Source organism: Taibaiella helva, from assembly GCF_003545695.1.
In the GTDB taxonomy this organism is placed as follows: Bacteria; Bacteroidota; Bacteroidia; order Chitinophagales; family Chitinophagaceae; genus Taibaiella; species Taibaiella helva.
Window position 1 is genome coordinate 422,463 of record NZ_QUZZ01000004.1, and the last position, 15,564, is coordinate 438,026.

Genomic DNA, 15,564 nt, shown 5'->3' on the forward strand with positions numbered 1-15,564 from the left:
CCTTTTCGGGAATGGCTTCGCTACGAGGCGAACGAGCCTTTTATCTCTTCAAAATAGCCGGTCTTTTTGTTCTTCCTTACATTATCCCAGTTGTAGTAACGCCCGTTCATAGCCACATAGACGCCATGCGGCAGGGTTTGCAGGAAGGCCAGCGCTGCCCCCAGGTTGAAGAAGCCGTCGGAGCTGCCAAACTTGTAAGGGATCATGGCCCCGGTGATCACAATGGTTTTGTCCAGGCCGGCCTTTGCCAGGTACTCGGCTGTTACCTGCATGGTATCCGTGCCATGAGTAAGGAGGATGCGCTCCTCCGGCGCCGACCGGCAATTATGCAGGATCAGCTCCCGGTCATTATCCGTCATCTCAAGGCTGTCCACCATCATCAGCGTACGGATCTCGGCCTCTACTGTACAGCGGCCCAGCTTCAGCATTTCGGGTACATGCGTTTCCTCAAAGTCGAGCTTGCCGTTGATCATATCGTACTCCTTGTCGAAAGTACCGCCGGTAATCAGTATGCGTATGGACATGTGTTAAACGTTAGATATTAGATATTAGATGGGTATGGTGTGGGAATTGGAAATTAGAAATTGATGCGTAGATTTTGAAATTAGTATTCTGACTTTGGAAATTAGAATTTGGATTTTTGAAATTGAAAGCCGAAAACAGGAACAGATCTTCCTATTTCCGGCTTCCTTATGCTACATTTTGTTTTTTGATGAACAAGTTCAACTTAGGGCCTAACTTATTAATGATCGTTGTGATCTCCTGCGTTTGTTCTTCCGACAGAATATTTCTTTTTATGCCTTCCTTAACCGCGCTTTGGTTTCCTCCAATGAACCTCTGGCAATGATATAGAATCGTTTTCTGTCTGCTGCCGAAAACCTTCCATAGCCTTCTGCCAGATTTGCAGCAATACTATTCGCCGCCCTAATCAATTGAATCCCCAACGTGAGTCTCGCTTTATTATTCCATTGATCATATGCCTTCCAGACAATATCAGAAAGGTCTTCTGCCAGGCAATAAATATTCAACTGATACACCGGTATGTATGACATCGTAATTTCAAATATAACAATTTCAAATTACGAATTCTCCTCACAATTTCTCCAGCACTGCGGTGATGCCTTGCTGCAGCTCCGCTTCGGTGATGGGTTGTTTCACGAATTCCTTACCGGTAATATAATTGTACAGTTCGGCGTAACGGTCGGTAACACTGTTCACGAATTCGTCGGTCATTTCGGGGACCTGCTGCCCTTCTTTGCCCTGGAAGCCGTTGGCCATCAGCCATTCCCGTACAAATTCCTTGGACAGCTGACGCTGGTCTTCACCTTTCGCCTGGCGGTCCTCAAACCCGTCTTTGTAGAAATAGCGGGAAGAGTCGGGCGTATGGATCTCGTCGATAAGGTAAATGGTATCGCCGATCTTACCGAATTCGTATTTGGTATCTACCAGGATCAGGCCGCGTTCGTTGGCCATCTGGCGGCCGCGCTCAAAGAGGGCGCGGGTATACTTTTCCAGCTGCTCGTAATCTTTTTCCGATACCAGGCCTTGCTTGATGATCTCTTCACGGGAAATATCCTCGTCATGACCTTCATGCGCTTTGGTTGTAGGGGTGATGATCGGCTCAGGGAAATAATCGTTCTCCTTCAGGCCTTCGGGCAGGAGAACGCCACACAGCTCACGGGCGCCGGTCTTGTACGTACGCCAGGCATGGCCTGTAAGGTTGCCGCGGATCACCATTTCCACGGGGAAAGTCTCACATTTCAGACCAATGGTAGCATTGGGCAGGCTTGTGCCATCCAGCACCCAGTTCGGTACGATATCTTTGGTCGCATCCAGGAAGTAGGCTGCGATCTGGTTCAATACCTGGCCCTTGAAAGGAATGGGCCGGGGTAAAACCACGTCGAAAGCAGAAATACGATCGCTGACCACCATGGCCAGGTGCTTGTCGCCGATGGTATAGACATCGCGTACTTTTCCTTTGTAGAATGCGGTTTGATGAGGCAGTTGTAACATAATATGAAGCAGTGATTGTTTAAATTAAGCGGCAAAATTACAGAATGACGGACAAATACCATGATTGTGTTTAGAACTGCTACCAAAGCATCTCCGGCAGCGCTATTGGCCGGCCAGCAGCGCCAGCACCATCAGCACCAGGCCGATGACCAGGCCGCTTAACGCGCCCAGCATCTGGAACTTTTGCTTTTCGCGCCCCAGATGCTCATGCAGCAGCGCCTCGATTTTCCCTTCTGGCAGGGCTTCCAGCCTGGCTACCAGGGCTTTTTCAATATCGAGCTGCTCCGTTAGCCCGCCTACATAACGCCCCAGCAGGTTCGGCAGCAGCAGGTCGATCTCGTCCATCAGGCTTTTCTTCATCATGTCGATGGTCTTATCACCGATAAACATAGCGATTGCCGGCATTTTTTCCTTCAGCTTCTCTTTGAGAAAAACATCGATATGGGCTTCAATTATGGGGCTGAGCACTTTAAGCTTCTCCGGATCGGCAAGGCGGGCGGCCAGTGTATCGACATGCAGCACCTGCGCAGAAGCATAACGGCCGGCAGCGGCAGCCAGGGCCGGCGCTTTGGCCGGAATCAGCTTACGGAACAGGTAATTGACAAAAAGAAGATTGGCCAGCCAGCCCAGCAACGCTCCCACAACAGGGAAAAGGAAAAGATACATCCGGCAAAAATAATGAGGGTTTACGGGATAACCTACAGCATACAAACACGAAATTTCTCTTGCTTCGAACGGCTTCCAAGCACGACCATCCGGCATCGATAAATATCCTAACTTTGCGTTCCTTAAAAAAAGTAATTTTTTAACCCGATGATACACATTACCCTACCCGATGGCTCCGTACGCGATTACGAAGCCGGCGTGTCCGCGCTGGATGTAGCAAAATCCATCAGCGAAGGATTGGCACGCAAGGTGCTCGCCGCCGAGATCAACGGCGAAGTGGTGGATGCCTTCCGCCCCATTAACCAGGATGCTTCTCTGAAGCTGCTGACCTGGGACGACAAAGGCGGCAAATCGACGTTTTGGCACAGCTCGGCCCACCTGATGGCCGAAGCGATAGAAGATATATTCCCCGGCACCAAATTCGGTATCGGTCCGGCTATTGAAACGGGTTTTTATTACGACATCGACCTGGGCGACCGTAAGATCGAAGAGGAGGACCTGCTCAAGATCGAGAAGAAATTCAAGGAGCTGGCTTCAAAAAAAGAACAATACAAACGCAGCGAGGTATCTAAAGCCGACGCCATACAATATTTCACCGAGAAGGGCGACCAGTACAAGCTGGAGCTGATCGACGGGCTGGAAGACGGAAAGATCAGCTTTTACCAGCAGGGTAACTTTACCGATCTCTGCCGCGGACCACATATTCCCAACACCGGCTTTATCAAAGCGGTGAAGCTGACCAATATTGCCGGCGCTTACTGGCGGGGCAATGAGAAGAACAAAATGCTGACCCGCATCTACGGTGTTACCTTCCCGGCGCAGAAAGAGCTGGACGAGTACCTGGCCCTGCTGGAAGAAGCCAAGAAACGCGACCACCGCAAGCTGGGCAAAGAGCTGGAGCTGTTCGCCTTCTCCGAAAAAGTAGGCAGCGGCCTGCCCTTATGGCTGCCCAAAGGAGCTATGCTGCGCCAACGCCTGCAGGACTTCCTGCAAGCGGCACAGCTGGAAACCGGCTACCTGCCGGTGATTACGCCGCATATCGGTTCCAAGCAGCTGTACGTAACTTCCGGCCACTGGGAGAAGTATGGCAAGGATTCGTTCCGCCCCATCACCACGCCCCAGGAAGGTGAGGAGTTCATGCTGAAGCCCATGAACTGCCCGCACCATTGCGAGATCTATAAATCGTCGCCCCGTTCGTACCGCGACCTGCCTCTGCGCCTGGCCGAGTTCGGAACCGTGTATCGTTATGAGCAAAGCGGCGAACTGCACGGCCTTACCCGCGTGCGTGGCTTTACCCAGGACGATGCGCACTTGTTTTGTCGCCCCGACCAGGTGAAGGAAGAGTTCAAGAAAGTGATCGACCTGGTGATGTATGTATTCACCTCCCTCGACTTCCACGACTTCACCGCACAGGTGTCGCTCCGGGATAAAGAGGATCGCAGCAAATACATCGGTTCTGATGAAAACTGGGAGATTGCCGAGAACGCTATCCGCGAGGCTGCGGCAGAGAAAGGTTTGCCCACTATTGAAGAATACGGCGAGGCGGCCTTCTATGGCCCTAAGCTGGACTTCATGGTGAAGGATGCCCTGGGCCGTAGCTGGCAGCTGGGTACCATCCAGGTGGACTATAACCTGCCCGAACGTTTCGAGCTGGAATATGTAGACAGCGACAATACCCGCAAACGCCCGGTAATGATCCACCGCGCACCTTTCGGCTCCATGGAACGTTTCATCGCCGTGCTGCTGGAGCACTGCGCCGGCAACCTGCCGCTGTGGCTGGCGCCGACCCAGGTAAAAGTATTGCCGATCTCCGAAAAGTTCCTGCCTTATGCACAGGAAGTAGCCCGCGAGCTGAAAGCGCAGCAGATCCGCGCCGAGGTGGATGAGCGCAACGAAAAGATCGGCAAGCTGATCCGCGATACCGAGCTGGAAAAAGTACCTTACATGCTCATCATCGGCGAAAAGGAAATGAACGACCGTGCTGTGGCGGTACGCCGCCACGGCAAAGGCGATCTCGGCACACAATCTATCGCCGATTTTGCCCGCGCCGTGCAGGAGGAAGTAACAGCCCGCACAGGTCACTAAACTATAGAGCACGCTATCCAAAGGCCCGGCAAATACTTGCCGGGCTTTTTTCGTAAATTTGCTGATGAGTATTAAAAATGGAAAAGGCACCTCATATACCACAACACTTATTATCGGAGTATGATCTCACCACTTTCAACTTCGACAAATCGTATAAAATTGTCATTGAAAGGGTTCTGGAGCGGGGTAACCTGGAAGAATGGAGAGCCATATTCCATTATTATGGGGCAGAGAAAATATTGGAAACTATAGAATGGAGCAAACAGCTCGATGAACGAGATAAGGCTTTTTCCCGTTTCTTCCTAAAATCAGATTTTCTTGATGCTGCATAAAGATCCCTTAATACTGCTGTTCTTCATTCTCATAAAAAATTCCGACCTGTTATCATTTGATGTTTTTCCCATTTATATCACTTTTTCTTTTTGCCACAGTAATCCAACTGGGCTTTCTTTTTTTACTTCGGTGGCGCCAAGTTGCACCTTCAAGCGTAAACAATTTACCCCCCGTTTCGGTCATCATTTGCGCACGCAATGAGGCTGCCAACCTGGAACGCTTTTTGCCCCAGGTGCTGCAACAGGATTATCCCGCCGGCCTGTTCGAAGTGATCGTCGTCAACGACGGCTCTACGGATGGCAGCGCTATCCTGCTGGCCGCCTTACAGCAGCAATATCCATACCTTAAGGTGATCACCCTGCCTGCAGATACCGTAAAAGATCTGCCGGGCAAAAAGTATGCGCTGCGCGCCGGTATTGCTGCGGCACAGCATGAGCGCCTGCTGCTGACCGATGCCGACTGCCGCCCGGCCTCCGCTACCTGGCTACGCGACATGACCGCCCCGGAAGCCACTATCGTACTCGGATACGGCGCCTATGAGCAGCAGCCTGGCCTGCTCAACCGCTTTATCCGCTGGGAAACAGCACATACCTGTATGCAATATGCAGCCTATGCCTTAGCTGGTAAAGCTTATATGGGTGTCGGCCGCAACCTGTGCTACAACAAGTCTTTGCTGGCTCTGCTGGAACAGGACGCTGCTTTCCAGGAAGTTTACCGGCATACTCCTTCCGGTGACGACGATCTGCTGATATCCGCCATAGCTACCCATAACAAACCGGCTATCTGCCTGGAACCCTCTGCCCATACGGTTTCCCTGCCGCAAAGCAGCTGGAAGGCGTGGTGGCGGCAGAAAACGAGGCATGTCAGCACCGGTAAATTCTATCCCCCGGCGGCGAAACGGCTGCTCAGCCTTTATGGGCTTAGTCATGGCTTGTTCTGGCTGCTGGCGCTGCCGGTACTGCCTTTAAGCTTGTGCAGGCCGCCCGGTGCATCTTTTTCGCTTTGGCGGCTGGACGGCTGCCTTGCGGTACCGGACCCGATGATGATAATCGCCTGGATAGCCTTCGTGCTGCGCCTTGCACTGTACTGGATCAATGCGGCATGCTGGTACCGGCAACTGAACGAAAAAAAAATATTCCTGTTCTACCCCTTCGGCGACTTGGGATGGGCGCTGTATAATGTAATTTTGTCGCCTTATATCTTATGGAAAAACAAGCAGGCCTGGAAGTAATCCTTAATTATTTCGACGACTTCAGCGCACAGCAGATTGATCAGCTGAAGCAGCTGCCGGAGCTATACCAACACTGGAACGAGCAGATCAATGTGATCTCCCGGAAAGATATCGACGAGCTGTATGTGCGTCACGTGCTGCATTCGCTCAGCATTGCGGCCGTATGCCCGTTCAACCCGGGTATGCGCATTGTGGATATCGGCACCGGTGGCGGCTTTCCCGGCATACCGCTGGCGATCTTCTATCCCGGGGTCGATTTCCTCCTGGTCGATTCCATTGGTAAAAAGCTGAAAGTGGTACAGGGCGTGGCCGAAAGCATAGGCCTCAGGAATGTGAAGGTGCTGCATTCGCGCATGGAAGAGCTGCCGCAGCAGGAATTTGACTTTGCCGTATCGCGTGCTGTTGCGCCCCTGAAGGATCTCTGGCGCTGGTGTCGTCCCTATATTAAGAAAAGAAAATCTACTGAGCTGGCCAATGGTCTTATCTGCCTGAAGGGCGGCGACCTGGCCCAGGAGATCAGCGAATCAGGTCTGCGGCCTTCGCTGTGGCCTGTAGACCAGATCTTTCCCGAGCCGCATTTCGCCGACAAGTATGTGGTATGGGCCGGGAAATAAATTTCGGCCCGCTATTTTTTCTTCTGTAAAGAAAAGTTATCTTAGTACCTCTTTACAACGATGGTGTCTTGCCTTCAAACAGAGGCCATGTGCCGGAATCCATTTTAGACATGAAGAAATTAGCCTTATCTGTGACTGCGGCCCTGGCCATCACCTTATCGGTTGGCGGCAGTTGCCATGCACAATCGATCAGCACCGGCATCACCGCCGATCCGGCTGCTACAGATACCGAACTGCTTGTTCCGAACGCTTTCAGTCCCAACGGCGACGGTCTGAACGACAAGCTGGTCCCGGTTTTATCCGGCAAGAAACAATATACGCTCGGCAGCTTCAAGGTATTCAGCCGCTCGGGACAGGAAGTCTTCAGCGCAGGTAAGGGCACTGATGGCTGGGATGGTACCATTCAGGGCCAGCCTGCTCCGTCCGCGACCTACTCTTACCACCTGCAGGTATTCGACACCGATGGGAAGGAGAAAACAACAACAGGCTACGTAACCCTCGTCCGCTAATCCTCTTATTTTTTTTATAGCATAAGATGCAGCCTCCGGGCTGCTGTCTTTGTTTGTCCTTTCTTCATTCACCGGCCATTTCTCAAAATTTGCTACTTTTGAAGACATTTTGCGGAAGCCGGTCTTAAGCCGCTTCCGTTTTCATTCGCAGAGGGTGCGCGATGTGCCATGACCATTTCTTAAGTATATGCCTTATTCCATACAGATAGAAGCGCTGCGCAAACATTATCCCGGCGCCGAAAATGTAGCGCTGCAGGGGCTGAGCCTGAACTTCCGGAAAGGGATTATTGCCGGGTTGCTGGGCCCTAACGGAGCAGGTAAGACAACGACGATCTCCATTATCTGCGGCCTGGTGCACCCCGATTCGGGCAGCGCCCAAGTGCTGGGGCTCGACAGCCGTCATGACATCGTGGCCATCAAGAGCAAGATCGGCGTGGTGCCGCAGCAGATTGCCCTGTACCCGCAGCTGTCGGCGCAGGAGAACCTTGAATATATCGGCAGGCTGTACCATATTCCTTCCCGCATACTGAAGGATAAAATTGCCTTTATGCTGGAGCGTTTCGGACTCGACAGCCATTCCCACAAGCGCATTCACCAATACAGCGGCGGCATGAAGCGGCGTACCAATATTATCGCCGGCCTGCTGCACGAACCGGAGATCCTGATCCTCGACGAGCCGACCGCGGGTGTGGATGTACAGTCGCGGAATATGATCCTGGATTTCCTGAAGCACTATAACGAGGAAGGAAAAACGATCATCTATACTTCGCATTTGCTGGAAGAGGCCGAAAGGATATGTCATGAGGTAGCAATCATCGATTCGGGGAAACTGATCGCGCAGGATACACCGCGGCAGCTGATCGCCGGCGCGGCGGGCTGCGACAACCTGGAGGATGTATTCCTGTATTATACCGGCCGTACCGTAAGAGAATAAAGCCTGATCTTACCCCCGATTTACATAAAAACACTGCATTACTATTGAGCAGCACCAAAAAAATTGTCAAGCGGGCGCCGGTGGCCGTTTTCTCCCGGCTGAAAAGAGTGCGTATCCCCGGAGCGCAGGGCGCTAATGTATACGACATCGGTGCGGCCTTTTTCAGGAGCATCAAGAATATACGGCTTGCCGAAAGGGCGGCAGCCATATCGTTCAACTTCCTGATGGCCATACCGCCTTCGCTCATCTTCCTGGTATCGCTCGTCCCCTTCCTACCGCTGGAAACGGCACAGGATACTATACTCAGCTCCATCCGCCTGCTGTCGCCCAATCCGCGCCTGTTTGCTACCGTAGAGAGCATCATTACCGACTTCATGAATAACAAGCGCAGGGAGCTGCTCTCGTTCGGGTTCCTGTTCACTATTTTCCTTTCCTCCAATGGGGTAATGGGCATCCTGCGCAGCTTCGACCGCGACTCGCCCGGCCATATCCGGCGCACAGGCATGGTACGCCGCTGGAAAGCCATCCGGCTCACGCTCGGCCTTATGCTGGTCTTCCTTATTTCCATTGCGCTGATCATTATTCAGACGAGCCTGCTCGACCGTTATCTTGTCGATCTCGTAGGCAGCACGATGATCATTAAGCTTTTCAGCTGGATCACACTGGTAGGCATCATTTACATTACCATCTGCATCCTGTACAAATACGGCCCTTCGCTGGAGCACCGCTTCCGTTTTTTTTCAACAGGGGCATTTATCGCTACTGTACTGTTTATCGTCATTACTTACGGTTTCTTTTTTATCGCCAACCATTTCATCAATTACAATAAGGTTTATGGCTCTATCGGCACCCTGCTGATGTTTATGGCCTGGATGTTCATTACGGGCCTCGTGATCCTCATCGGCTACGAGATCAACCTCGCGATTTTGCTGCATACCGGGAAAATATCGCCTGAAGCGCTACCTGAAGGCGCCAAAAGAAGCAAGCAGTAAGCTTTATGCATGACTGCATGGCGATAATTCCGTAACTTTCCTTTTTGAACAATAACACATAACACACGTATACTATGAAAAAGTTATTTGGCTTGCTTCTGGGCACCGCCCTTATGAGCACTTCATTTGCCCAATCGGGCTCCCTGGCAATCGGCAGCAGCTATCCTGCCCAGCCCACACACCTGTCCGATATTTTTTCGGGGCAAACACCTTCTTCGCTTAAAGACCTGAAAAGCAGCAAAGGCCTCCTGGTCATTTTTACCTGCAATACCTGCCCCTTTGTTCTGAAAAATGCGGCGCGCACCAAAGACATTCTTGCGCTGGCCAAAGCCAGGGGACTGGCCGTAGCGCTTATCAACTCCAATGAAGCACAAAGGAGCGATGCCGATTCACCGGAGCAAATGATGGCCTACGGCAAGAAAGAAGGCTATACCAATTACTTTGTGGATAAGAATTCCGAGCTGGCCAACAGTTTCGGCGCTTCTCATACGCCCGAAGTATTCCTTTTTGACGGCAAAACAGATAAGCTCGTCTACAAAGGCGCTATGGACGACAACCCTTCTGATCCCGGCAGTGCGAAAGTGATGTATCTGAAGAATGCCATCGACAATATGATAGCTGGCAAAGCGATCGACCCTGCCGAAACCAAATCAGTAGGCTGCAGCATCAAAAGGCTCAGGAAGTCCTGAAGCCGTTTAGCTATATACAGAAGGGGTTGTCCTACAAACCGGGCAGCCCCTTTTGCATAAGCCTCTGCTGCAGTCTTCCTTCCTGTTATATTTGGCGACGGAATGCCACTTTCAGAACCGCTTTTTTCTTTTCTGTAATTTTAACGCATATTTGCTGCTGGTGATCAACGAGGCCGAAATAGCGCAATTGTTTTCCGACTATTACGAGTCGCTGCACCGCTATGCCTTTACCCTGCTAAGGGATGAGGATGAGGCCAAAGATGCGGTCCAGAGCGTATTCCTGAACCTTTGGGAGAAAAGGGAGCACATACAGATCAACACTTCGCCCAAAGCCTACCTGTTCCGCAGCGTTTACCACGAGAGCCTGAACTATATACGGAAGCAGGACGTGCTGAAGAAACACCATGCGCATGCCGTTGCCGGCCAGGAAGACAGCCAGCAGCAGCCCTTCGCATCGGAGGAAGCGCTTTTTATCCGGGAAAAAATTGATAAAGTGCTGCAGGAGCTGCCGCCGCAATGCCGCGAGGTATTTGTGAAAAGCAGGGCCGAACAGAAGAAATACAGCGAAATCGCCAGCGAGCTGGGCATCGCCGTTAAAACAGTGGAAGCACATATGAGCAAAGCCCTTAAATTAATCCGGCAGGTACTAAGGGTTTTTATCCTGCTGTTTTGTCTTTACAATGATCTGCCACGATTATGATCGATTTTGATGTAGTCATAAAGTATATGGCCGGTAAAGCGGCGCCGGAAGAAGCGATGCACGTTGAAGAATGGGTATCGGCTTCAGAAGAGCATCGTGCATTCTTCCACTCCCTGCATCAAAGCTGGCTGGAACAGGGGCCCGAAACCTACCAGGTGCCCGATGTCCAACGGGAATGGGAGGCCTTCAGGGAAAAGACCCGCCCCGCGGTGCAACCCATAAAGCCGCAATCCCCCACTCGTTTGTGGCTGGGAAGGGCAGCCGCGGCAGTGGCCATTGTAGCAGTGGGCGCCGCAGGATTTTACCTCTTCAACAGCAAGAACCAGAACGAGCCCACACTGATCGCCGTCGCTAAGAACAAGCCTGAAGAGGTGCGGCTGACCGATGGCAGCCGCATGACCGTGAACCCCGGCGGAGAGCTGGTCTACCCGGTCCGTTTCAGAAAAGACAGCAGGGAAGTAACCCTTGTCGGCAGCGGCGTTTTCAACGTAGCGCCACGGCCGCAGCAGCCTTTCATCGTTCACCTGGGTGAGCTCCATGTCAGCACAGCCGGCACCTCCTTTGCTGTAAACAGGGAAGACAAGTACCTGAGTGTACAGGTTACGGGAGGAGGCGAGGTAACGTTCTACAACAAGAAAGACACGCTGCGGATCGCTACCGGCGCTACCGGCAGGTACACCTGGAAAGGGAAAAGATTCTCGCTGGAAGCTCCGGAACCACCCCTCACAGGCACTTTCCACTTCAACAATACACCGCTGAGCGAGGTAGTGACCACTTTAAGCAGGCATTTCGGCGTGCAGATACGCCTGACAAATGCCCGCTTAAACCATTGTACGCTGAGCGCCGGATTTGACCAGCAGACCCTGGAAGATATCCTGAAAGACATTACCGAAACCTTCGGCCTTAGCTATTCTGTTAAAAAACCTTATATCGACATTAATGGCGCAGCCTGCAAATAAACGCTCAAGGTTATGCCTGTCTCTTATCCTCCTTTTGTTTTCTGCCTTTCCTCTCTTTGCCCAGAAGACAAATCCAATGTTTTATAAGGAGATATTACTGCTGCATAAGCCTTATACCCTACATTCGCTCACGCGGGAGATCCAGCGGCAGAGCGGCATTACGTTTTCCTACAATGCGGCACGCATCAATCCTGCACAAAAAGTAGGGATCAGCAAACGGCTGGACAGGATCACGGTGAAAGAGCTGCTGGGGCTGCTGGGCAAAAAGACCGGCGTCGGCTATAAGATCGTTAACCAATCACATATTATCTACACGCCGGCGACAGCCGGAAGAAAGCCTAAGGCAAAAAAAGACCACACCGGGAAAAGGATGGGAGTAGCACAGTCGCAAAAACCTGCGCCGGCCTCCAGAGCCGGGGTACAACCACCGGCTGTACCGGAACCGGAAGCGTTGCAATCGCTGGTTATTGTAGGCGATTCTTCGCTGGCCATGAGCTACTATCTCTCGGGGGGCAGTGGCAGCGGTGGCGCTTACGGCGGAAATATAGCGCCTAAATATCCTGAAACAACGCAGGCCGAAGAAGAGGACGATGATGAGGAGGCAATGTATGGAACAGATCGTAAAACCCGCCGGCAGCAAGGCAAGGGTGGCTTCTACACGCCACTCGGCCAAAGTGCCACAGTACGTTTTATCAAACAGAGTGTCCTGGTATCCGGAGGCCTTTCGGCCGATGATCTGTATTATATCAACCCGACCCTAAGAATAGGATTCAGCTTTCTGCATGGAACGATAGCTTATAGTACAGGCTCTTTCGCCCACTGGCGCTATGGCCTCGGCAGCGCTCTGAATATCGGCGACCGCTGGAACCTGCGCCTGGAGGTCAATTCGGGCGGACCGCTGCAATCACCCTATAACATCCGGGTTTTTGATACCACCAGGATACCCATCGACTCGGGGCAGGTTCAACTGGTGATCAATGAGCGCAACACGCCGTTGCTGGTTCAATCCAGGCTGACACGATTCGTGCTGGGCGCAGAATGGAATGTGACAGGGAACTTTTATTTAGGCGGCGCCCTGATCCTTAACCGGCTGCACACCACTTATTCCAGCAATGGTAATGCCATAGCCCTCAGGGATATCTTGCCTGTGGGTATCGATGCCGACAAGAAATACAGAACGATCGACCCGCCCTACCTGCTGGGCAACAGCTATTCGGCCAACAGTACGTCTAATACCAAGATATGGCTGGGTATACAGCTCAGCCTGATCTACAGGATTCGTTTCTTCGATCAGTAAAGGGCCGGAGGTTACAGGTATTGATCGGCAAGCCAGACCATAGCGGTAAGGGTAAAGGCGCCCAGCTTGAGCTCCCTGTGGCTTACTGTCTCAAACACATCATTAGCGCTATGGTGCAGATCGAAATACCGTTGAGAATCGGGTAAAAGCCCGGCCAGCGGCACACCCAGCTTTTTTAACGGACCAATATCGGTACCGCCTTCTTCCTGGCTGAAGTCGTAAACGCCATAAGGTTCGAGCAAGGGGGCCCAGGACCGCACTTTCTGCTTCAGCGTTGCAGTCATTTCCAGGCCTACTCCGCGCGGAGAAAAACCACCTGCGTCGCTTTCCATAGCCCATATATGTTTTTCGCCGGTTGCTTTTACAGAATCGGCATAGGCGTAGCCACCTTTCACACCATTCTCTTCATTCATAAACAGAACGGCTCTTATACTACGGCGGGGCTTTTCACCCGAAGCCTTCAGGGCGCGAAGCACTTCTATCGATTGCACACAACCTGCGCCGTCGTCGTGAGCGCCCTCGCCCACATCCCAGGAGTCAAGGTGTCCGCCCACGACAATAAATTCATCGGGACGTTCGGCGCCTTTCAGCTCGCCGATCACATTATAGGACCGCTTTACCCCCTTCATGGAGCAATTGGAGACCAGCTGCGCTTTACACTTGCTCCGGCTGCAGGCGGCAGCCAGCCTGTCGGCCGAAATGTTGCCGATAGCTACGGCGGGAATATGCGGCAAGCCATCGTAGTAACGGCTGGCGCCGGTATGCGGCGCATCGTCGGCGCCGGTACCTACCGAACGGATGATCACGCCAGCGGCCAGCTTCTCCGCTGCTTTATTCAAGGCAACCCAACGGTACTTTACCGCATCGCCATAACCTTCGAAAGTATTGACCAGGTCTTGCCGGAACTTATAATTAAAGAAAATGATCTTGTCTTTTACCTGCTCCGCTGACAATTGTTCAAAAGCAGCAAGGTCGGCTACGCAGACCAGCTCACGCTCCAGCAGTTTGCCCCCCGTACCTTCCGTATTGCCCAGCGACAACATGGGTATTTGCTGAAAACGGCCATCCAGCTGTACTTTAAGCGTTTCTTTCCCTCTCACCCAAAGCGGTACATCCACCGGCTGCAGCCACACGCGGTCGGCGCCGGCAGCTTCCATGGCTGCTTTGCCCCAGGCCACCGCTTTATCTGCTTCCGGCGATCCGCTAAGCCGATGGCCTATCGTTTTGGTCAGCACCCTCAGGTTATCGTAGCAGGTGCTGTTCCACATAATATCATCAGAGAGGCGACGCAAGGCAAGAGAGTCGGCATTTTGTGCAAAAGAAGTCATAGCTGTAGCCAGCAGCCCGACAAAAGCGGCTAATCTTTTCATGCAGTAAAAATAAGACAAAGAAGCTAAGGTAGGTTACCCGCAGCGCTTTTGCTTTGCGGCAACGCTTGCCCTGAATTTTCGTAAGTTTGACCCTTACTTACATGCCAGATGCCGGAACAGGAATTGCCATACGAACAGCTGATCATCCAAAAAATCATTACCGAAACACCCGATGCCAGAACCTTTGTATTGCAACAGGTTTCGGGCATACCTTATACCTACAAAGCCGGTCAGTTCCTGACCCTTGTGTTCCCACGGCCTACCGGTGAGCAACGTCGTTCCTACTCGCTTTCCTCGGCTCCCGGCCTCGACGACGCCCTCGCGATTACCGTGAAGCGAATAGAGAATGGCGAGTTCTCGCGTTACTTTATCGATCATGCCCGGGAGGGCGACCGGCTGCTGAGCGCTGGCATTGGCGGGCTTTTTGTCCTGCCCGAAGACATCGCCGCTTACCGGCAGCTTTTCTTTATCATAGCCGGCAGCGGCATCACACCTGCCTTTTCGCTGATCAAAACGATCCTTCACAAGCATGTCCATTTGTCGATTGTGCTGCTCTACAGCAACCGCAGTGCACAGGACACTATCTTTTACGACGCGCTAATCGAGCTGGCACAGCACAGCCAGGGAAGGCTGATCATAGATTTCCTCTTCAGCTCTTCCAACAACATTCTTAAATCACGGCTCAACAACAGCTTGCTGGCGGCGCTTCTGAGCGAATATGGACAGGCCCGGCCCGAAGAGATACTCTGCTATACCTGCGGGCCGGTGGATTATATGGATACGGTCAGCATTACCTTACTCACCGAAGGCATACCAAGGAGCAACATTAAGAAGGAAAGCTTCGTGAGCTATGTGCCTGAGCTGACCGAGCTGCCACCCGATACGGAACCGCATAGGGTCAGCATTAAGCTCAAAGACCATACGGCCGCCTTCACGGTACAGTTCCCGGTATCGATCCTGCACCAGGCGCAAAAAGAAGGCATTGCCTTGCCCTACAGCTGCGAATCGGGACAATGCGGCAGCTGTGCTGCACGCTGCACCCGCGGAAGGGTATGGATCGCCTATAACGAGGTGCTCACCGATAAAGAGCTGGACGAAGGCCTGGTGCTCACCTGCCAGGGCTTTCCCATCGGCGGCGATATTGAACTGGAATACGAATAAGCAAATAACAC

17 protein-coding genes are annotated in these 15,564 nt (G+C 52.4%); 12 read left to right on the forward strand and 5 right to left on the reverse strand.

The genetic code is table 11. The annotated features are described in order from the left end of the window. Nucleotides 1–20: 20 nt before the first annotated feature. From DZC79_RS09705 to DZC79_RS09720, 4 genes are all read right to left on the reverse strand, one after another. A complete protein-coding gene (locus DZC79_RS09705; RefSeq protein ID WP_118951357.1) occupies nt 21–524 on the reverse strand; it encodes an asparaginase domain-containing protein in 504 nt (167 codons plus the stop codon). A gap of 270 nt (nt 525–794) precedes the next feature. Then, complete coding sequence (locus tag DZC79_RS21845) at nt 795–1,052, reverse strand: four helix bundle protein (RefSeq protein WP_118951358.1); 258 nt, start codon at nt 1,050–1,052, stop codon at nt 795–797. A 40-nt stretch (nt 1,053–1,092) separates the two neighbouring features. Then, complete coding sequence (locus DZC79_RS09715; protein ID WP_118951359.1) at nt 1,093–2,013, reverse strand: phosphoribosylaminoimidazolesuccinocarboxamide synthase; 921 nt, start codon at nt 2,011–2,013, stop codon at nt 1,093–1,095. A gap of 102 nt (nt 2,014–2,115) precedes the next feature. Then, nucleotides 2,116–2,679, reverse strand: coding sequence for a hypothetical protein (locus DZC79_RS09720; RefSeq protein WP_118951360.1), 564 nt, complete (start codon nt 2,677–2,679; stop codon nt 2,116–2,118). Nucleotides 2,680–2,826: 147 nt separating this feature from the next. Here DZC79_RS09720 and thrS point away from each other — a divergent pair, with 147 nt between their 5' ends. The 11 genes from thrS to DZC79_RS09775 all read left to right on the forward strand — a co-directional run bounded on the left by thrS (nt 2,827) and on the right by DZC79_RS09775 (nt 13,022). Continuing rightward, a complete protein-coding gene (gene thrS, locus DZC79_RS09725; RefSeq protein WP_118951361.1) occupies nt 2,827–4,764 on the forward strand; it encodes a threonine--tRNA ligase in 1,938 nt (645 codons plus the stop codon). Between the two features lie 77 nt (nt 4,765–4,841). Further along, on the forward strand, nt 4,842–5,096 hold the full coding sequence (locus DZC79_RS09730; RefSeq protein WP_118951362.1) for a DUF6922 domain-containing protein: 255 nt from the start codon (nt 4,842–4,844) through the stop codon (nt 5,094–5,096). Between the two features lie 59 nt (nt 5,097–5,155). After that, nucleotides 5,156–6,328: a glycosyltransferase gene (locus tag DZC79_RS09735; RefSeq protein WP_118951363.1), complete on the forward strand. Its 1,173-nt coding sequence runs from the start codon at nt 5,156–5,158 to the stop codon at nt 6,326–6,328. Then, a complete protein-coding gene (gene rsmG / locus DZC79_RS09740) occupies nt 6,301–6,942 on the forward strand; it encodes a 16S rRNA (guanine(527)-N(7))-methyltransferase RsmG (RefSeq protein WP_232831803.1) in 642 nt (213 codons plus the stop codon). The genes DZC79_RS09735 and rsmG overlap by 28 nt, the downstream gene beginning before the upstream one ends. 110 nt (nt 6,943–7,052) lie before the next feature. Further along, nucleotides 7,053–7,451: a gliding motility-associated C-terminal domain-containing protein gene (locus DZC79_RS09745; protein ID WP_118951364.1), complete on the forward strand. Its 399-nt coding sequence runs from the start codon at nt 7,053–7,055 to the stop codon at nt 7,449–7,451. Between the two features lie 187 nt (nt 7,452–7,638). Further along, the gene (locus tag DZC79_RS09750; RefSeq protein WP_118951365.1) at nt 7,639–8,385 is read left to right on the forward strand and encodes an ABC transporter ATP-binding protein; all 747 of its coding nucleotides are present in this window, start codon (nt 7,639–7,641) and stop codon (nt 8,383–8,385) included. Between the two features lie 44 nt (nt 8,386–8,429). Beyond that, on the forward strand, nt 8,430–9,377 hold the full coding sequence (locus DZC79_RS09755; RefSeq protein ID WP_157977042.1) for a YihY/virulence factor BrkB family protein: 948 nt from the start codon (nt 8,430–8,432) through the stop codon (nt 9,375–9,377). Nucleotides 9,378–9,451: 74 nt separating this feature from the next. After that, complete coding sequence (locus DZC79_RS09760; protein ID WP_118951367.1) at nt 9,452–10,066, forward strand: redoxin family protein; 615 nt, start codon at nt 9,452–9,454, stop codon at nt 10,064–10,066. A 160-nt stretch (nt 10,067–10,226) separates the two neighbouring features. After that, nucleotides 10,227–10,766, forward strand: a complete 540-nt coding sequence (locus tag DZC79_RS09765) for an RNA polymerase sigma-70 factor (RefSeq protein ID WP_232831812.1) — start codon at nt 10,227–10,229, stop codon at nt 10,764–10,766. Then, entirely contained in the window at nt 10,763–11,725 is a 963-nt protein-coding gene (locus DZC79_RS09770; RefSeq protein ID WP_118951369.1) for a FecR family protein, read from the forward strand. The genes DZC79_RS09765 and DZC79_RS09770 overlap by 4 nt, the downstream gene beginning before the upstream one ends. A 76-nt stretch (nt 11,726–11,801) precedes the next feature. Continuing rightward, nucleotides 11,802–13,022 (forward strand): hypothetical protein, encoded by a 1,221-nt coding sequence (locus tag DZC79_RS09775; protein WP_118951370.1) that lies wholly within the window; start codon nt 11,802–11,804, stop codon nt 13,020–13,022. A gap of 11 nt (nt 13,023–13,033) precedes the next feature. Here DZC79_RS09775 and DZC79_RS09780 read toward each other — a convergent pair whose 3' ends face one another. Then, the gene (locus DZC79_RS09780; protein ID WP_118951371.1) at nt 13,034–14,392 is read right to left on the reverse strand and encodes a M20/M25/M40 family metallo-hydrolase; all 1,359 of its coding nucleotides are present in this window, start codon (nt 14,390–14,392) and stop codon (nt 13,034–13,036) included. 108 nt (nt 14,393–14,500) lie between these two features. Between DZC79_RS09780 and DZC79_RS09785 the strand changes: the two genes are divergently transcribed. Next, nucleotides 14,501–15,553, forward strand: a complete 1,053-nt coding sequence (locus tag DZC79_RS09785) for a flavin reductase family protein (RefSeq protein WP_118951372.1) — start codon at nt 14,501–14,503, stop codon at nt 15,551–15,553. Nucleotides 15,554–15,564: the final 11 nt, after the last annotated feature.

Bases quoted from the DNA above. Each gene is read 5' to 3' on its own strand.
- DZC79_RS09705 (WP_118951357.1), bottom strand. From the start codon at position 524: ATGTCCATACGCATACTGATTACCGGCGGTACTTTCGACAAGGAGTAC.
- DZC79_RS21845 (WP_118951358.1), bottom strand. From the start codon at position 1,052: ATGTCATACATACCGGTGTATCAGTTGAATATTTATTGCCTGGCAGAA.
- DZC79_RS09715 (WP_118951359.1), bottom strand. From the start codon at position 2,013: ATGTTACAACTGCCTCATCAAACCGCATTCTACAAAGGAAAAGTACGC.
- DZC79_RS09720 (WP_118951360.1), bottom strand. From the start codon at position 2,679: ATGTATCTTTTCCTTTTCCCTGTTGTGGGAGCGTTGCTGGGCTGGCTG.
- thrS (WP_118951361.1), top strand. From the start codon at position 2,827: ATGATACACATTACCCTACCCGATGGCTCCGTACGCGATTACGAAGCC.
- DZC79_RS09730 (WP_118951362.1), top strand. From the start codon at position 4,842: ATGGAAAAGGCACCTCATATACCACAACACTTATTATCGGAGTATGAT.
- DZC79_RS09735 (WP_118951363.1), top strand. From the start codon at position 5,156: ATGTTTTTCCCATTTATATCACTTTTTCTTTTTGCCACAGTAATCCAA.
- rsmG (WP_232831803.1), top strand. From the start codon at position 6,301: ATGGAAAAACAAGCAGGCCTGGAAGTAATCCTTAATTATTTCGACGAC.
- DZC79_RS09745 (WP_118951364.1), top strand. From the start codon at position 7,053: ATGAAGAAATTAGCCTTATCTGTGACTGCGGCCCTGGCCATCACCTTA.
- DZC79_RS09750 (WP_118951365.1), top strand. From the start codon at position 7,639: ATGCCTTATTCCATACAGATAGAAGCGCTGCGCAAACATTATCCCGGC.
- DZC79_RS09760 (WP_118951367.1), top strand. From the start codon at position 9,452: ATGAAAAAGTTATTTGGCTTGCTTCTGGGCACCGCCCTTATGAGCACT.
- DZC79_RS09770 (WP_118951369.1), top strand. From the start codon at position 10,763: ATGATCGATTTTGATGTAGTCATAAAGTATATGGCCGGTAAAGCGGCG.
- DZC79_RS09775 (WP_118951370.1), top strand. From the start codon at position 11,802: ATGTTTTATAAGGAGATATTACTGCTGCATAAGCCTTATACCCTACAT.
- DZC79_RS09780 (WP_118951371.1), bottom strand. From the start codon at position 14,392: ATGAAAAGATTAGCCGCTTTTGTCGGGCTGCTGGCTACAGCTATGACT.
- DZC79_RS09785 (WP_118951372.1), top strand. From the start codon at position 14,501: ATGCCGGAACAGGAATTGCCATACGAACAGCTGATCATCCAAAAAATC.